Annotated in this window: 13 protein-coding genes; all 13 read right to left on the bottom strand. The window is 63.6% G+C overall.

What is annotated here, in order from left to right; genetic code table 11:
* Positions 1-2 precede the first annotated feature (2 nt).
* Positions 3-887: an alpha/beta fold hydrolase gene (locus tag AC1D75_RS23065; protein WP_495517629.1), complete on the bottom strand. Its 885-nt coding sequence runs from the start codon at positions 885-887 to the stop codon at positions 3-5.
* Complete coding sequence (locus tag AC1D75_RS23060; RefSeq protein WP_495517628.1) at positions 884-1,519, bottom strand: NADPH-dependent FMN reductase; 636 nt, start codon at positions 1,517-1,519, stop codon at positions 884-886. The genes AC1D75_RS23065 and AC1D75_RS23060 overlap by 4 nt, the downstream gene beginning before the upstream one ends.
* A 6-nt stretch (positions 1,520-1,525) precedes the next feature.
* On the bottom strand, positions 1,526-2,521 hold the full coding sequence (locus AC1D75_RS23055) for a cyclase family protein (protein ID WP_495517699.1): 996 nt from the start codon (positions 2,519-2,521) through the stop codon (positions 1,526-1,528).
* 43 nt (positions 2,522-2,564) lie between these two features.
* A complete protein-coding gene (locus AC1D75_RS23050) occupies positions 2,565-3,431 on the bottom strand; it encodes a coniferyl-alcohol dehydrogenase (protein WP_495517627.1) in 867 nt (288 codons plus the stop codon).
* Between the two features lie 25 nt (positions 3,432-3,456).
* A complete protein-coding gene (locus AC1D75_RS23045) occupies positions 3,457-4,761 on the bottom strand; it encodes an LLM class flavin-dependent oxidoreductase (RefSeq protein ID WP_495517626.1) in 1,305 nt (434 codons plus the stop codon).
* Positions 4,762-4,763: 2 nt separating this feature from the next.
* Positions 4,764-6,602, bottom strand: coding sequence for an FAD-binding protein (locus tag AC1D75_RS23040; protein WP_495517625.1), 1,839 nt, complete (start codon positions 6,600-6,602; stop codon positions 4,764-4,766).
* Complete coding sequence (locus AC1D75_RS23035; RefSeq protein ID WP_495517624.1) at positions 6,599-7,552, bottom strand: 3-carboxyethylcatechol 2,3-dioxygenase; 954 nt, start codon at positions 7,550-7,552, stop codon at positions 6,599-6,601. The genes AC1D75_RS23040 and AC1D75_RS23035 overlap by 4 nt, the downstream gene beginning before the upstream one ends.
* A complete protein-coding gene (locus AC1D75_RS23030) occupies positions 7,509-9,218 on the bottom strand; it encodes a bifunctional 3-(3-hydroxy-phenyl)propionate/3-hydroxycinnamic acid hydroxylase (RefSeq protein ID WP_495517698.1) in 1,710 nt (569 codons plus the stop codon). Before AC1D75_RS23030 ends, AC1D75_RS23035 begins: the two co-directional genes overlap by 44 nt.
* Before the next feature lie 30 nt (positions 9,219-9,248).
* Complete coding sequence (locus AC1D75_RS23025; RefSeq protein WP_495517623.1) at positions 9,249-10,112, bottom strand: alpha/beta fold hydrolase; 864 nt, start codon at positions 10,110-10,112, stop codon at positions 9,249-9,251.
* A gap of 15 nt (positions 10,113-10,127) precedes the next feature.
* Entirely contained in the window at positions 10,128-11,330 is a 1,203-nt protein-coding gene (locus AC1D75_RS23020; RefSeq protein WP_495517622.1) for a cytochrome P450, read from the bottom strand.
* Between the two features lie 303 nt (positions 11,331-11,633).
* Positions 11,634-12,623 carry a LacI family DNA-binding transcriptional regulator gene (locus AC1D75_RS23015; RefSeq protein WP_495517697.1) on the bottom strand — a complete coding sequence of 330 codons (990 nt, stop codon included), beginning with the start codon at positions 12,621-12,623 and terminating at the stop codon, positions 11,634-11,636.
* Positions 12,624-12,773: 150 nt separating this feature from the next.
* On the bottom strand, positions 12,774-14,384 hold the full coding sequence (locus AC1D75_RS23010; RefSeq protein WP_495517696.1) for an FAD-dependent oxidoreductase: 1,611 nt from the start codon (positions 14,382-14,384) through the stop codon (positions 12,774-12,776).
* 109 nt (positions 14,385-14,493) lie between these two features.
* The gene (locus AC1D75_RS23005; RefSeq protein ID WP_495517621.1) at positions 14,494-16,041 is read right to left on the bottom strand and encodes an AMP-binding protein; all 1,548 of its coding nucleotides are present in this window, start codon (positions 16,039-16,041) and stop codon (positions 14,494-14,496) included.
* Positions 16,042-16,045 lie beyond the last annotated feature (4 nt).

Below are 16,045 nucleotides of genomic sequence, written 5' to 3'. Positions count from 1 at the left end.
CATCACTTCCGTCGTTCGGTCGCGCGCGCACTCGCGCACTGGTTCTCAAAGAATTCGATGAGAAGCCGGCTCACTGCGGCCGGCTGTTCTACCTGCGGGCAATGACCGGCCTGTGGAACCACCGCCGATGAACCCACCCGCACCTGGTCGGCAAGTTCTTTTGCCCAACCCGGAGGCAGGAGTTTGTCGCACTCGCCCTCGACGACCAGTGTGGGCACCTTGACCCGTTCATAGGGCCGATCAGCCGTCACCGGAGATGTCGACGCCGGTCCTGGCCGCCGGAACCTGGCTGCTGCCACCGCTTCCCACGCTCCCGGAGCAGTCGCGGACTCGTGGCGCCTGCGAACGAAGTCCCCATCCGCCGGGTATGAGGCGTCGTGGAAGAGGGCCGTGACAACCCGACGCATGGCCGGCATCGTGGCGTCGTAGTCGTACAGCGCTTGTATGTGTTGGCTCGGCTGGATTTCTCCACCACCGCAGATGGCCACCAGGCTTCGGACCGGTAACACCGGGCGATCTGATGTGAGGTCGGCCAACAGCATGACCGCCCCCATCGAGTTCCCGACGAAGTGGGCCGAGTCCACACCCAGCACCCGGCACCAGGCCGCGACGTGCCGGATCCGCAGTCCGCGGCCGTCGTTGAAGTCCACCACCTTCGCCGATTCGCCGAAGCCCAGCATGTCGGGTGCGAGAACATGAAACCGCTCGGCGAGTGCGTCGAGAATCCGCTCGAAGCCCAATTCTGCACTGGCGCCGAACTCTCCACCGTGCAAGAGCACCACGGTGTCACCCGAGCCACCTTCGAGGTAGCTGGTGGAATGTCCGTCCACCACCACATGTCTGCGTGAAATATGGTCGGGCGGCAGCCGGCCTGCCGAGACCGTCATGACCGCCGCCCACCCGCGCCGGCGAAGGTCAGCACCTGTCCGGCCAGCATGTCCAACTGCCCGCGGACCGCCTCGTTCGTCAATTCACCTGAGTCATCCCAGATCTGGTCAGCCGAGTTGATGGCAACGCCCAAAGGTGTGGGCCACGCCCGCAACGCGTGCCCGATCGACCGGAGTTGCCCCAGCGTTCCCACGGCCGCCTGCCAGCCGTAGGCGCAGGAGATGCAACCCCAAGGAGTGTTGTCCAGGTACGTCCGCGGTTCGTCGCGCAGGTCCTCGATGTAGTCGATCGCATTCTTGATCAGCCCTGAGACGCCGCCGTGGTAGCCCGGGGACGACACGATCACCGCATCGGCACTGCGCAGGGAATCAACCAGTTTGCGCGCCTGCGGCGTCCGTTCCAGTTCGTGTGGCGAGTACATCGGCATGTCGAGGTCGGTGCCGCTGTAGATTTCGGTGCGTCCGCCCTGCCGCTCGATCGATTCGAGGCAGAACCGCAGCACCCGCTCGGTGGACGAGTTGGTACGCAGTGTGCCGCCGAGTCCGACCACCAGGGGTCTGGTATCAGCCGGCCCGTCGGTGGCCGTATTTGTCGCCGTGGCCCTGTTCGTCGCCGTCGTACTGTGTGTCATCGCGGGCTACTTGATCGCTATCGGATTGACCGGTGATCCCACGGCCCCGGTGACGCGCAAAGGTGGTGCGATCAACTGGAACTCGTAGACGCCGTCGGCTGCGCAATCGGCGGCCAGCGCCGTCAGATCCCAGTATTCGCCGAGCATCAACCCCATGTCGCGCAGGCAGAGCATGTGCATCGGAAGGAACGTGCCCTCGACAGCCGAGACCGGATCCTCGACCATCAGGTTGTCCGACGCTACCGCGGCCACCTCGTGATCGTGCAACCACGATGCGCAGGTCCAGTCGAGTCCGGCTCCGGGTTCGGATCCGGCACCGGTGGTGAGGAATCGCGCCCACCAACCTGTGCGGACCAGGACGACGTCACCGCGTCTGATGGTGATTCCCTGGGCCCTGGCGACGTCGTCGAGTTCGGCGGGGGTGATCGTCTGGCCGTGTTCGAGATACAGCTCGGCCCCGCGATGGCGGACCACGTCGAGCAGCACTCCGCGGGAGGTGATCCCTTTGCCATCCACCTTGTCGATCCCACAGTGTTTGGCACCCATGCTCGTCACCGAATCGGCCGGAAAGTTGTTGTACAGCTTGTCTTCGTAATACACGTGCGACAACGCGTCCCACTGTGTCGCGGCCTGCAGCGGCATGATGATCATGTCGTCGTTGAACCGGAACGGATTGTCCTCGCCGGCAAAGAAGCCGCTCAGTTCTTGGCCCACCGAGTTGATATCCCAATCCGTGCAGTGCTTGACCAAGGTTTCGGCGTCGCCGCCGTCCACCGTCATCACGTGGACGGGATTCTGCCGAAATTTGAAGGCGCCCTGGGGACCAGATGATCCGAAGTCGACCCCGAGCGGAAACACCTTGCCCTGCTTCACCAGGGACGCCGCTTCGGCCACCTTGTCGGCGGTGATGAAGTTGAGGGTGCCGAGTTCGTCGAAGCTGCCCCACCGGCCCCAGTTCCGGACCTCGTCGGCGACCCGGCGAAAGTCCTTCATCGTGGACATCGCGGTGGGTTCGACGGTGCTGACTCCACTGTGATCGCTCATGTCAATTCCTCGCGTCATGTGTATGTGCTTGATGGTCGGAGAGCCCGATGGTTGAAAAAGGTTCACGCAGCTCGTTGCTGTTCACGATTCCGCCGTCACCCCAAACCACCTGGCCTGAGACGTAACTGGCGGCATTGCTACCCAGAAAGACCAGAACCGCGGCTTGTTCCTGCGGGGTCGATACGCGCCCCAACGGTTTCGGTATGTCGTCAAGGTACGCCGGGCCGTACGCCGTGCGCAGCTGATCGAGTATGGGCGTCTCGGTCACGCCGGGAGCCGTGCAATTGATCCGGATCCCCCGCGCACCAAGGTATTCAGAGTTCAGGATGCAATAGTTGATGATCGCCTCTTTGGACAGTGTGTAGCCACCGTTGGCGTGTGCATCCGGGTGGTCACGACACCACTGCACTCCCTCGGCCATCGATCTGGTCGCGAGTAGTTCGGCAACCGTGGCCCGATTGTCGCGATACCCGGAAGCAGCCATCGAAGACACGCAGCAAATCGAAGAGCCGTCCGGCATCCGCCCCACCAGCGATTCGGTCAGGTGCCGCATGCCGAGGAAGTTGATCGTCACGACCAGGAGCGAATTCCCGATCCCCGACGACACCCCGGCAACGTTGAACAGGACATCGATCGGGTCGGCGCCGATCACGGCCACGGCGCGATCGATCGACTCCCGATCAGCGAGGTCCACCTGGTAGAACTCGCTGATCGGAAAGTCCTGGCCCGGCGCAGCTATGTCGAGACCGATGACTTCGGCACCCAGCTCAGTACTCTGCCTCGCGACCTGCTCACCGATGCCCGATGAGCATCCGGTGACCACGACGCGACGACCGTCATAGCGCAACAGCTGATCTAGATGGCCCATGACCGGAATACCTGCGCCGTGGCAATCATTGTGCCGCTGCCTCCTTCGCGGCCTGCGCCGCCTGGACCCGGCCTTCGTTGATCTCCGCCATGGCCTCTGGAATCTCACTCGCGGTGAAGCTTCCGCCGCGGCCGGTCGGCAGTCCACCGAAGGAGTAGTTGGGGTCGAACTCCGGCGCCCGCGACTCCGGACGGCGTGCCTCCACTTTTTCGATGACCGGCGCGAGCCGCTGAGCCTTTGCCTTGACCGCCTTTTCGTCCCGCTCGATGAACTCCGGCAGCACCTCTTTGCCCATCAGCTCGATCGATTCCATGGTCGCTTCGTGGCACCTCGGATTGAGCAACAGGATGATTTCGTCGACCCCGCTCTCCTCGTAGCCGCGCAGGAACTCACGAACCATCTCTGGCGAACCGATGGCCCCGCGGCCCGGACCGTAGGCCAGGGTGTCGTCATTGGCCACCTCCTCGAGGTAGCGTTCCCACACTCCGGTGCGGCCCGGAACGTGTTGTCCGGTCATGTAGTAATGCATGATCCCGAAGGAGAAGAAACCGCCACCGAGTCCGAGGCGATCAAGTGCCTGCTTCTCGGTCGGCGCGACCATCATCGACAGATCCCCGCCGATCGCGAGGATGTTCGGGTTGATCTCCGGCGTCGACGGGACGCCGCGCTCTTCGAACTCCTTGTAGTACGAGGCCACCCGGTCGCCGAGCGGTCCGGGTCCGGTGTAGGCGAAACTCAGTGCACCGATGGCCTTTTGCGCCGCCATCTGCACCGACGACGGGCGGGTACAGGCCACCCACACCGGCGGATGCGCCTTCTGCATCGGCTTCGGGATCACGTTGCGGGCCGGCATCTCGATGTGCTCACCCTTGAATCCGGTGAACGGTTCCTCGGTCATGCATCGAATGGTGACCTCGAGGGCTTCCTCCCACTGTCCACGCTTGTCCGCCGGATCGATGTTGAACCCCGCGAGTTCGGCAACGGAGGACGATTCACCGGTCCCGAACTCCACTCGACCGCCGGAGATGAGGTCGAGCGTCGAGACGCGCTCGGCGACCCGGGCGGGGTGGTTGATCAGCGGCGGCAGGTGCATCACACCGAAGCCGAGTCGAATGTCCTTGGTTCGCTGGCTGGCAGCGGCGAGGAACATCTCGGGTGCCGTTGAGTGGCAATACTCTTCGAGGAAGTGATGTTCGGTGAGCCACACCGTCGAGAATCCCGCCTTGTCGGCGGCCTCCACCTCGGCCAGGCCCTCTTGGAACATCTTGTATTCGTCGTCCTGGGTCCACGGACGTGGCAGCGCGAACTCATAGAACAAGGAAATCTTCATGGTTACCTCCGATGGGAATGAAACGGTTGTGAGGGAAGAGTGGAATCTTCTTGCGGTGTGGCGTCTTCGCCGGGTGGTGCGTTCTCCGCGATATGACGCGCAGCGGCATATCCGAAGGTCATGGCCGGCCCGATGGTGGCCCCGGCCCCGGCGTAACTCCGGCCCATCACCGCCCCGGAGGTGTTGCCCACCGCGTACAGACCGCTGACAACTGAGTCGTCGTCACGAAGGACGCGGGCGTGCTCGTCGGTCCGGAGTCCACCGGAGGTCCCGAGATCACCCAGCACCATCCGGAAGGCGTAGTACGGCGGCTTCACCAGCGGGTACAGGTTGGGGTTGGGCAATGTCGGGTCGCCGTAGTAGTTGTCGTAACTGCTGTCACCCCGGTTGAAGTCGTCGTCATGGCCTCGCTGGGCGAGTTCATTGAAACGCTCAGCGGTCCTGGCGAGTTCGTCGACCGGCACATCGATCTTGGTGGCGAGTTCTGCCAAGGTGGACCCTTCTTGGACAACTCCTGACTGCAACCACTCCTTCGGCATCTTGTGCCCGGTGGGTACGGGCGCGAACGGAATCCTGGGTAACGGCAGGTGCCCTGCCACGACATACTTCGCCCACGACCGTGAGTCGGTGATGAGCCAGCAGGGAATGTGGGTGACCCCGGTCTTTTCGCCCGCGATCATCGCGTGGCTGAAGTCCATGTAGGGCGCCGCCTCGTTGCAGAATCGGCGCCCGGCACCGTTGACCACGAACTGTGACGGCATCATCCGCTCGTTGAGCATGAACTGCATACGGCCGTCGGGCCATTGGATCGCCGGAAACCACCAGGCCTCGTCGAGTAGTTCGGTTGCGGCCCCGATCTTCTCGGCCGCCCGGATCCCGTCCCCGGTGGCCAACGGATTCCCGAAACTCCAATCATCGGACAGGACTGGTTGGTGTTCTCGACGCCAGTCCATGTCGTGATCGAATCCACCGGTCGCGAGAATCACGGCCCGGCGGGCCCGGATCCGCAGCGTTGCACCTTCGTGCTCGACCACCGCACCCAGCACCGACCGATCCGGACCTTCGATCAGCTCGATCATCGGCGAATCCAGCCAGAGCGGGATGTTGTGTTCTTTCATGGCCAGCCGTAACCGCGCCACCAGCGACTGGCCGATGGCCGCAATCCGGTCACCGAACACATGGGCCCGGAGCATGCGCCACAACAGTTTGAAGAGCACGACCTTGCCCTCCCAGGACTGCCGGATCCGATAGAACGCACGCAAATCCTTGGGGCCCAGCCACACGCCTTTCGGCGCAAGCGCCAAGGGTGTCAACAGGTTCTGTTCTTCGTCGCCGAGTTCCCGCAGGTCGATCGGTGGAACGTTGATGGTGCTGCCACGCTCGGAACCCCCCGGCAGTTCCGGGTAATAGTCGGCGTAGCCCGGCTTCCAGACGAACTCGAGCCAAGGGCTCGACTTCTCCAGAAAGTCCATCATCTCGGGGGCGGTCTTGACGTACTGCGCGATTCGTTCGTCACTGACCAGTCCACCGGTGATCGCACGCAGGTACTCCTGCACCCCGGCCGGATCCGGCGAGTACCCCTCGCGGCGCTGGGCAGGGGCGCCCGGAACCCAGATGCCACCGCCCGACAAGGCGGTGGAACCACCGAATTGCGAACTCTTCTCCACCACCAGGGTTTCCAGTCCGCTGTCAGCCGCTGCCAGTGCCGCGGTCATCCCGCCGCCGCCTGATCCGATCACCAGCACGTCGACTGTTTTGTCGTAGTCGCCGGGGGACGTGATCCCCGCTGCGGCTGGATCCACCACTGCGTCCTCCTCTCCGGTCAGCGGTTCAGTTGTCATGGGCGCACCTTGGTTGTCAGCTGTGCGGATCGGATCGCAAACCCCGCAATCAGTTCGGGTGCGGCCCGGTAGTAGCGCACCGGTGTCTCGTAGGGCCCTTGACTGGCCATCGCCGCGAATGCAGCGACCCAGGTGCGGATCTCGTGCGCCGAATTGCCGGCTTCACTGGTGATCTTCGTGTTGGACCAGCCATCGAACTCGTCGAGCCGGCCGGAGTCGATGATCTCCAGGAACTCGCGGTCCCAATCCGGATTCAATGGCCGCAGTGGTCCACGCCCGGCGGCAAAGTCCTGCGCTGCCTCGATGACCGCGCTCTGCCGGGCAGACCGTTGCTCAGGTGTCTGGCTGCCCCCGTGCACCATGCGCTCGCGGACTCCACCGGTTGCCGTGGCCAGCGAAGGGACCGGCGGATCGTGCGACAAACCACCTGAGCCGATGACGAGTACCCGTTGATCCAGACCTGCCAGGTAGTTGCCAACTGCCTCACCAAGCGCCCGTACCCGGTACAACGGACCGAGCGGCGCCGCAACGGAATTGACAAAGATCGGTATCACCGGCAGTGCACGGGAGTCACCGAGCAGGCGTTGCAGAGGCTGGACGGTGCCATGGTCGACGTCCATCGATTCGGAGACCGCAACATCGACACCGGCTTCGAGCACTGACCGCGCGCACGCATCGGCAAGCTCGCGAGGCACATCCAACGGATCGGCTTGCGTTCCGTAGTCGCCGACGCCTCGGGCGGCGTTACCTATGCAGAAGGGCGGCATCACCTGGTAGAAGAACCCGTTGTAGTGATCGGGCGAAAAGATCACCACCAGTTCAGGATCCCAACTCCGGACGAAGTCGGCGGCCACTTCGAGCGCGGCTCCGACGTCGTCGACGAGGTCCGGCGGTGTGCCCGGGAGTTCAAGCAGGGGGCTGTGCGACACGCAGCAGAGCGCCAGCGGCATCGGTATCCCCTTCCCCTGGTCCGGCTTGCCCTGATCTGACCTGCCCTGGTCCGAGTACGCCGAGCAGTGCGGCACTTGTCTCCGGGGCGCGTTGTGCGACACAGGCCGCGGCTATGCATCGGTCCGGGCGCAGAAACAGGACCGAGTCGGTCTGCGTATCGAACCAGCGCTTCACCTGCCCGTCGCTGTCGCCGATCACGATCACGTCGGGATCGTCGTGTCCGGTCCATTCCAGCTGACACTCCGGCCGGGCCGTGATGAATCTGGCGCCCTGGGCTTTCCACGCCGCGAACTGCTGCTCGCCCAGTACCGTGCGCGGATGGTTGTTCCAGCACAGCACCGCAAACCAGGTGCCCAGCACGTCGTCGAGCAGAACCCCGGTGCGGTCGCGGGTGTCCACCCGCGGCTGGATGAACAGGGTGCCCACCGCCGATCGAGGTGGGCGGGGATCGGCGTGGAACACAGCACCGTGCTCATACCGGGGCATCGGCTTGAAACGCATGGTCAGCACGTAGTTCTTCAGGGCCGGGAGCGCGGACGCACTGCGGACCAGCAGATCACGTGCCGCGGCAACCCGCCGATTTGTCGGCGAGATGACCTTGCCCACCATCGTCGACAGATCGATCATCGCTCGGGCATGACTGCGCCGTTCGCTGTCGTAGGTGTCCAGAAGAGCGTCATCGGCGCGACCGGTCACCACTGCGGCCAGCTTCCATCCCAGATTGGCCGCGTCGCGGATCCCGCTGTTGTAGCCCTGGCCTTGCCAGACCGGCATCAGATGCGCGGCGTCACCGGCCAGCAGTATCCGGCCTTTTCGGAATGCACCGGCGATCCTGGAGTGGTGCGTGTACACCCGACGCCGGATCACATCGAGTTGATCCGGGTACGGCACCAGTGGCGCAAGTAGTTTCGCCAAGAACTCCGGTCTCTGCGCGTCCTCGTCGCTCTCGCCGGAGTGGATCATGAACTCGAACCTGCGGATGCCGTGGGCGATCGACACCGACACGTTGGGACGCGCCGGGTCGGCGGCCACCTCGATGTTCGGGTGACCGAGCGGGTCGGTCGCCAGGTCGACAACCAGCCATCGTGTCGGTGATGTCGTCCCCTCGAACGACACCCCCATCAAATGCCTTGTCGCACTCCGCCCGCCATCGCAGCCGACCACGTAGCGCGCTCTCACGGTCCTACGTCCCCCGGTACCGGCGAGTTCGACCACCACACCGTCGCCGGTGTCGTCGGCCGCCACCATCGGAGAATTCCAGACCACCTGAACGTGATCGAAACGCCTCAGCCCGGCCAGCAGTTCCGCGTCGACCAGCGGCTGAACAAATGCGTTGCGCTTGGGCCATCCGAAGGAGGTGTCGGTGGGCGCGATTTCGGCCAGTAACCGCCGTTTGGCGTCGACAAACCGCAAGATCTGGTTCGGGCTGGTGTGCGGGAGCACCTGGTCGACCAGGCCGATCCCCTGGAAGGTACGCAGGGATTCATCGTCCAGCCCCACCCCCCGCGGATAATCGATCAACGTATTCCGCTCATCGACCACCAGGGTCCGAACATTCTGGAGACCAAGGATGTTGGCAAGGGTGAGCCCCACCGGGCCGGCACCGACGATCACCACATCGAACTTCGCCGTCTGTGGCGCGCGACCGACCCGGTCCTCCCCGATCGTCCCACCGTCGATTGCGGATGACACGCCTCAGCCTCCCAACAGGAACTCGAGGTGAAGCGCGTTGAATGTCTTCGCGTCCTCGTACTGCGGCCAATGCCCGCAACCGGTCATCACCTCGAAGCGTGAACCGGGGATCATGGTCGCGATCCGCCGCCCCTCGTCGACGTTCGCGGTCGGATCGTCACTGGTCCACAGCACCAGGGTCGGCGCGGTGATACGCCCGTATTCGGCCGGCCCCAAGAGATTTCGGGCCCTGATGTCTGGATCTTGCAACGCCATGATGTCGCGCATCGCATCGACAAATCCCGGTTGCCGGTAGATCCGCTGTCTACTGGCGACGATGTCGTCGTAATCCTTCGACTTGTCTGCCATCAGCCACTTGATACGGGCCTGCACGGTCTCCCACGACGGATTCTGCGCAGCGGCCATCGACAGATCGATGATCCGCTTCATCACCACCGGATCGGCTTGCGATCCGCCTGCGGTATTCAGAACCAGCCGGTGGACGCGATCCGGGTGGTCGGCGGCAACGCGCGAAGCAACCCAGCCACCCAGCGACTCACCACTCAGACTGGCCTGCCCGGCGCCGATGGCATCGAGAAATCCGAGGTAATGATCGACGTAGTGCGGGATTTCGAGCGGATGGCCCGGTTTGCCGGTGTAGCCGTGGCCCAACATATCGATCGACCAGGTCGAGAAGTGCTCGGAGTGTGCCTCAAAGTTGCGCACGTACGCTTCGGCGTGACCGCCTGACCCGTGGAGCAGCACCAACACCGGCTTGGTGTCATCCCCGGCATGAAGATAACGGGTCCGGATGCCACCGACCGTCAGATAGCCCTGCTCGAAGGCAACACCCTGAAGGTCACTCCAGATGCTTTCGTGTTCTGGCACTGGGTATCTGCACTCTCAGCGGATGATGGCGGGCATCGCGTCCCAACCCCGGACCGTCGAGGTCGGGGACAAGGTCGCGCGGGTGAGATCCACGTCCCATTCCGGGAATCGCTTCAGGATCTCTTCGAGCGCAATCCGTCCTTCCAGACGGGCCAACGACGAGCCGAGGCAGAAATGTGTGCCGCTACCGAAGGCAAGGTGCGGGTGGGCTTCGCGATTGATGTCGAAAACATCACCGTTCGGCGGGAACTGGCGATCGTCACGGCAGGCGGAGGCCAGCAGCAACATCATCACGCTGCCCGCCGGCACGGTCTGGCCGTAGTATTCGACGTCGCGGGTCACATACCTCGACGCATGGGGGCCTGGCGGCTCGAACCGCAGCAGCTCTTCAATCGCTTTGGGTATCAAAGAATTGTCCTCGACGAGCTGGCGCCGCTGATCCGGATGCTCGGCAAGAACCTTGCCGGCCCATCCGATCAGCCGGGTGGTCGTCTCGTTGCCCGCTCCGGCAACCACATTGACATAGGTGAGCAACTCTGCGCGGGTGAGTTTGCGGGTCGTCCCGGTCTCATCTTCGAACTCGACGTTGAGCAGTTCGGTCACGATGTCATCGGAAGGATGTTTGGCGCGCCAGTCGATGTAGTCGGCGAATATCTCACCGGTATCGATCCCTTCCTCGGCTGCCTTCATCGGTTTGCCTGCCTCGGTACGCATCTGGGCGTTGGCGTGTTCCCGGATGGCCACCTGATCTGCCTCCGGGATTCCGATCAGCATTCCGATCACCCGCATCGGCATCTGCGCGCCGAGATCGGCGACGAAGTCGAACTCTCCGGCACCGATCATTGGATCAAGACTGCGAGCGCAGAACTCGCGAATCTTCGGTTCCAGCTCAAACACCTTGCGGGGTGTGAACATTCGAGCCAAGAGCTTTCGGTGAACGGTGTGGACCGGCGGATCCTCGAAGATCAGCACACCGGGCGGGATGTCGATGTTCGCCCTGATCAGCTCGAGAATCGCACCACGCGCAGAACTGAAGGTCGTGGGGTCTGTCAGCGCGCCGTGGACATCGGCGTAGCGACTGAGCAGGTAGAAGTCGTGTTCGCTGTTGTAGTAGAGCGGCAACTCTTCCCGGAGCCGGCGAAACATCGGATACGGATCAGCGTTCAATTCCACGTCGTATGGGTCGAAATGCACATCACTACCAGCACTCACCGTCACCGGATTGCCCCTCCTTCTGTGCCGCTCACGCATGCTCGGCACGCTTCGCAGACCACTCTTCAAATCCGAAAGTGGCTGATGTTCTTCGCACGGTCCATCCCGGGGGCAGCCACCCGAATTGCGGGCCCTACATGCGCCGGAACACTTCAACTTGTTGCAAGGATTGGTTATGAACTGATTCGAGCTCTGAACTGACTGTGTACTTTGAACTGAATGGGAGCTTACACGCGTAAGTGACCCGCGTCACCAAGTTCGCAGAAGTAGTTCTTCGGATAATTTCAGATGTGTTCTGACCAGGCGAGATCAGGTCGACTGACGCTGGATCAGTTCAAAGACGTTCGCGCTACTGGGATCCTCATCGGGGAGATACCCGAGCTCACGCATCATCGCGGCCACGGCGGCGTCGACGATCGCACCGGCGTGGATCTTCACGGTGGTCAGCGGCGGATTGCTCACCGGCCCGAGCGTGCTGGCCTCACCGCCGATGACGGCGATGTCCTGCGGGCATCGCAAGCCCGCCTCCCGCAGCCCGTGGAGCACCACAAACGCGGCCTCGTCGCTCGCGCCGTAGATGGCGGTCACACCGCTGTCGGCCCACTCGGTGACTATGGCCGCCGCATTGGACCCACTGGGCTCGAATGACCCGGCGGTGACTTCGGGGAGCCCTCGTTCCCGTGCGGCCGCACGAACACCGTCACGACGAAAGCCGTTCAGCGCCCGCTGCTTGGGCACGTCGACGCCCGCAAACGCCAGATTGTTGTGCCCCTTGGAGATCAGGTGATCGACAACCAGTTCACCTACGGACAGATTCAGCGAATCGAACCCCTCGAGGTGGGTACTGACCACATCGATATGCCGGATACCGGCAGCCTCGACCACCGCAAGCGGTTCACCGGACAGCGGAAAGATGCTGGTCACCGCAATCGGGTTCAGATTTGCGATCGCGCCACTCATGCTCGCGGGATCCCTGGTCTCGAATTGCAACGAGACGACCACGCCGTGTTTGGCGAGCGCGGTTGTCAGGCGGCTGCCGACCTCGATCGGTAGCTCACTGAGCGCCATGCGTGGCAGCACGTACAGCACCACACCGCTGCCACCCACGGCGAGGTTGCGGGCGGCCAGATTGGGCCGGTAGCCGAGCGTCTCGGCGGCGCTGCGCACCACGGCCTGGGTTTGGGCGGAGATCTTCTGACCTGCGACGTTGTTCAAGACATAGCTGACGGTCGCCGGAGAGACCTTTGCCAAGCGGGCGACATCGGCTTTGGTCGGCCTCGACGGCCCCTTGACGCCCACTGCCACCTCCGGCCTCACACCCTGTTCGCCACCGTGGCCCACAGAGCGCGTCTGCGCCGGCGGGGGGTGCCTCGGTGCGAGATTATCAACACACCGGTCGCCGCGCCGCGTACGACTCGATCAGAACCCGGCGAATCCGGCACGGCCTGCCTACAAGGATGCGCCGGTTGCCGCCCTGTGACCTGCACGAAGCCCCCAGACCATGCCGGGGCCTATCGTGCCGCCCGCGCCGCCGTACGCGCGTCCGGTCACGCCCGCCATGGCGTTGCCGACAGCAAAGAGTCCGTCGATCACCCCACCGTCGACATGCAGGACGCGCGCGTCGCGATCAGTCCGCGGGCCACCTTTGGTTCCCATGGCGCCAACCGTCACCGGCACGGCGTAGAAGGGGCCGGTGTCCAGGGGTCCGAGGGTGCGGCCCGCGACGGTCGGCGCACTCTCGTCACCCCACCATCCGTCGTAGGCGCTCGCGCCACGGCCGAAGTCCGGATCCACCTCGGCCGCGACATTCCGATTCCACTCCGCCACCGTTGTGGTCAGGCCGTCGGCATCGATTCCCACCTTGGTTGCGAGTTCACGCAAATCCCGAGATTCTGAAAACCATTCTGGAACCGCGTCTTTCGGATCGACTCCCAAAAAGCCGAATCGCTTGAAATGCAAAGCGTCGAACACTATCCAACCGGGATCGTTGACGTAGCCGCCCTTGGGGTCCAAATAGTGAAAGGCTCCGGCCATCGAATTGTATTCTGACGCCTCGTTGACAAAACGCTTACCGGCGCGGTTGACCATGATGCTGCGCGGACGAGTGCGTTCCAGCCGAACGCTTCGGCTGCGCGGTCTGCCCTCGATCAGATCGCCCGGGATCCGCACGATCGGCACCCACCACGCCTCACTCATGTTCCCCAGGTCGGCACCGAGCGCCATCGCCATCCGGAGCCCGTCGCCGGTCCCATTCGGCGGCGACACCGGACCATGCATCGGGCCGCGCAGATAGGACTTCACCAACGTCGGATCCCACTCGAAACCACCGGTTGCAAGGACGACTCCCTGTCGGGCCCTGACCGCAAACCCCCTGTCTCCCTTATTCATCTGCGCTCCGACCACGCGACCGGATTCGGTGATGAGCCGATGTGCGCGGGTACCGGTCTCGGGTACGACCCCGGCGTCGAGCAAACCCCGGAGCAAGCCCCCGATCAGCGCGGCACCGGCCACACAGATGGTCGATGAATCCGAAACATCCACCGCCGCATTGAGTCTTGCTCTCGTCTCGGCATCAAAGCCGACGTTGCTCCAATCGGCGGGAAAGGTGGTGATCCGATTCTTCCACTCCCCCAAGCGATTGAGATCAAAGGGGATCGGACTCAGTGATCGCCCGCCCGAAGGCCTGCCTCCGGGCAACTCCGGCTTGTAGTCCGGGAACCCGTCTGCGATCTCGAAGCGGAGCGCACTGTGCGCCTCTACGAAGTCGATCGTCGCCTCACCGGTTCGGACGAACTCCTCGACGAGGTCGTCTTCCATCGAGTCCAGCGACTGCGCCCGCAGGTAACTCAGGGCATCGTCGATGGTCAGCTCGCCGTCGGGGCTGCGGTGATGCGCGGGGATCCAGGCGATCCCGCCCGAGACCGCACTCGTGCCACCGACGGTCGCCGCCTTGTCGTAGATCGCCACCGAGGCGCCGGCATCTGCGGCGGACAACGCAGCCGTCATCCCGGCGGCACCGGTTCCCAGGACGAGTACGTCGACCTCGCGGTCATATGACACGTCTTCCACGCCGACGGTGCGCTCACCGACAGGGTGACGATCGTAGATGTCTGACACGAGATGTCCTTTCAATCAGTTGGCGACAGCCGCGCCAATATCGTCGCCGGAATCAGTGCGTTTGCTGCGATTCAAATAGATTCTGTCGTCGTATCAAATGCTTTTGCACTTTTCCGCTCGGGGTCCTCGGAAAGTCACTCAATGCGGCGATTTGTTCAGGCCATTTGTGCCTGACAATCCCACAACTTTCGAAATGAGAGCGCATATTCTCGAGCGTCGGGATTTCATATCCGTCACGAACCCGGACGACTGCGGCGGCGTGCTCACCGAGCCGCGGATCAGCGACGGCGACCACTGCAGCCTCAGCCACCGCGGGCATCCGCAGGAGCACTTCTTCGAGCTCGAGGGCACTGATGTTCTCACCACCACGAATGATGATGTCGGCTTTTCGGTCCGTGATGGTCAGGCACCCGTCGGCGTCGATCACGCCGACATCCCCCGTCCGGTACCACCCCTCACTGTTGAAAGCCGCTGCGGTCAACGCGTCGTCGGTGTACCCCACGAACAGGTCCGGACCTCGGCTGAGGATCTCGCCATCGTCGTCCAACCGGACCTCGACACCCGGCATGGGACGTCCGTCTGTCAGCAGTCGGAATCGCTGCGGAGCGTCGAACGGTGAGCCGGTGATCGACGGATGTTCAGTGCTCCCGTACGCGCGAAACGCGACTATTCCCAGGTCAGCGAGCCTTCGCATCAACGCCGGAGATACCGAAGCGCCACCGAGACCCACGAACCGAACGTGTGCGAGATGTTCTGTGGTGAAGTCGGGATGATCGAGCAGGCTGCTCACGAAGTACGGCGGCCCACCACCCACGGACAGACCGTCGCGCTGCATCAAGGCCAGGGCCCGACCCGGGTCCCAGACGTCCATGAGGTTGACCGGCTTGCGATTGAGCACGGGGATGAGAAGCGCACCGACCATTCCGATGAAGTGGCCCACCGGTGTCGCCGTCAGCGCAGCGCCGGTGTCCTGGGCGTTCTGCGCCGCCAGCTGCCGTGTCTCACAGCCGAGGGTCTGATGACTGTGGACCACCCCTTTGGGCGCGCTGGTCGTACCAGACGTGAACGCGATGAGCGCGGGGCCATCGGGATCAACCGGGACCGCGCCGATCATCGGCTCGTCGCCAAGGAGATCGTCGAAGTCACGTCCGACCACGCCGACGATGGGCACGTCGGCCGCGACGTCCGGCTCATAGACCAACCGGCCGAATCGCTCCGCGGTGATGAAGACCGCAGGCTGGGCGACCGCCAGAATGTATTCGACCTCGCGGCGTCCGTATATGTGGACGATCGGCACGACCACCGCGCCGAGCAGGCTCGATGCCCAGAACGTGGCGGCAGCCTCCATCCAGTTCGGCAGCTGAAACGCCACCGCGTCACCCGGCTTGATGCCGCGCGTGCGAAGCCCGGTGGCAAGCCTGCGGGCGATCAGCTCGACGTCGGCGAAGGTCCCGGACCACGGCCTCGACTCGGAATGCACGGTGAACGAAAGGTCTCGGGTTCCGGCCAGGCCGGAGTCCAGCATCTGCCCGATCGACTCCCCGCTCCACCAACCTTCCGCAACATAGCGAGCGCGCACATCACCTGGGATCTCCCGCATCGTC

Source organism: Williamsia sp. Y712 (assembly GCF_059445525.1).
Note: the sequence above shows the minus strand (reverse complement) of the source record. Positions and strands in the feature narration are given on the sequence as shown.

Bases quoted from the DNA above. Each gene is read 5' to 3' on its own strand.
- AC1D75_RS23065 (WP_495517629.1), bottom strand. From the start codon at position 887: ATGACGGTCTCGGCAGGCCGGCTGCCGCCCGACCATATTTCACGCAGA.
- AC1D75_RS23060 (WP_495517628.1), bottom strand. From the start codon at position 1,519: ATGACACACAGTACGACGGCGACGAACAGGGCCACGGCGACAAATACG.
- AC1D75_RS23055 (WP_495517699.1), bottom strand. From the start codon at position 2,521: ATGTCCACGATGAAGGACTTTCGCCGGGTCGCCGACGAGGTCCGGAAC.
- AC1D75_RS23050 (WP_495517627.1), bottom strand. From the start codon at position 3,431: ATGGGCCATCTAGATCAGCTGTTGCGCTATGACGGTCGTCGCGTCGTG.
- AC1D75_RS23045 (WP_495517626.1), bottom strand. From the start codon at position 4,761: ATGAAGATTTCCTTGTTCTATGAGTTCGCGCTGCCACGTCCGTGGACC.
- AC1D75_RS23040 (WP_495517625.1), bottom strand. From the start codon at position 6,602: ATGACAACTGAACCGCTGACCGGAGAGGAGGACGCAGTGGTGGATCCA.
- AC1D75_RS23035 (WP_495517624.1), bottom strand. From the start codon at position 7,552: ATGCCGCTGGCGCTCTGCTGCGTGTCGCACAGCCCCCTGCTTGAACTC.
- AC1D75_RS23005 (WP_495517621.1), bottom strand. From the start codon at position 16,041: ATGCGGGAGATCCCAGGTGATGTGCGCGCTCGCTATGTTGCGGAAGGT.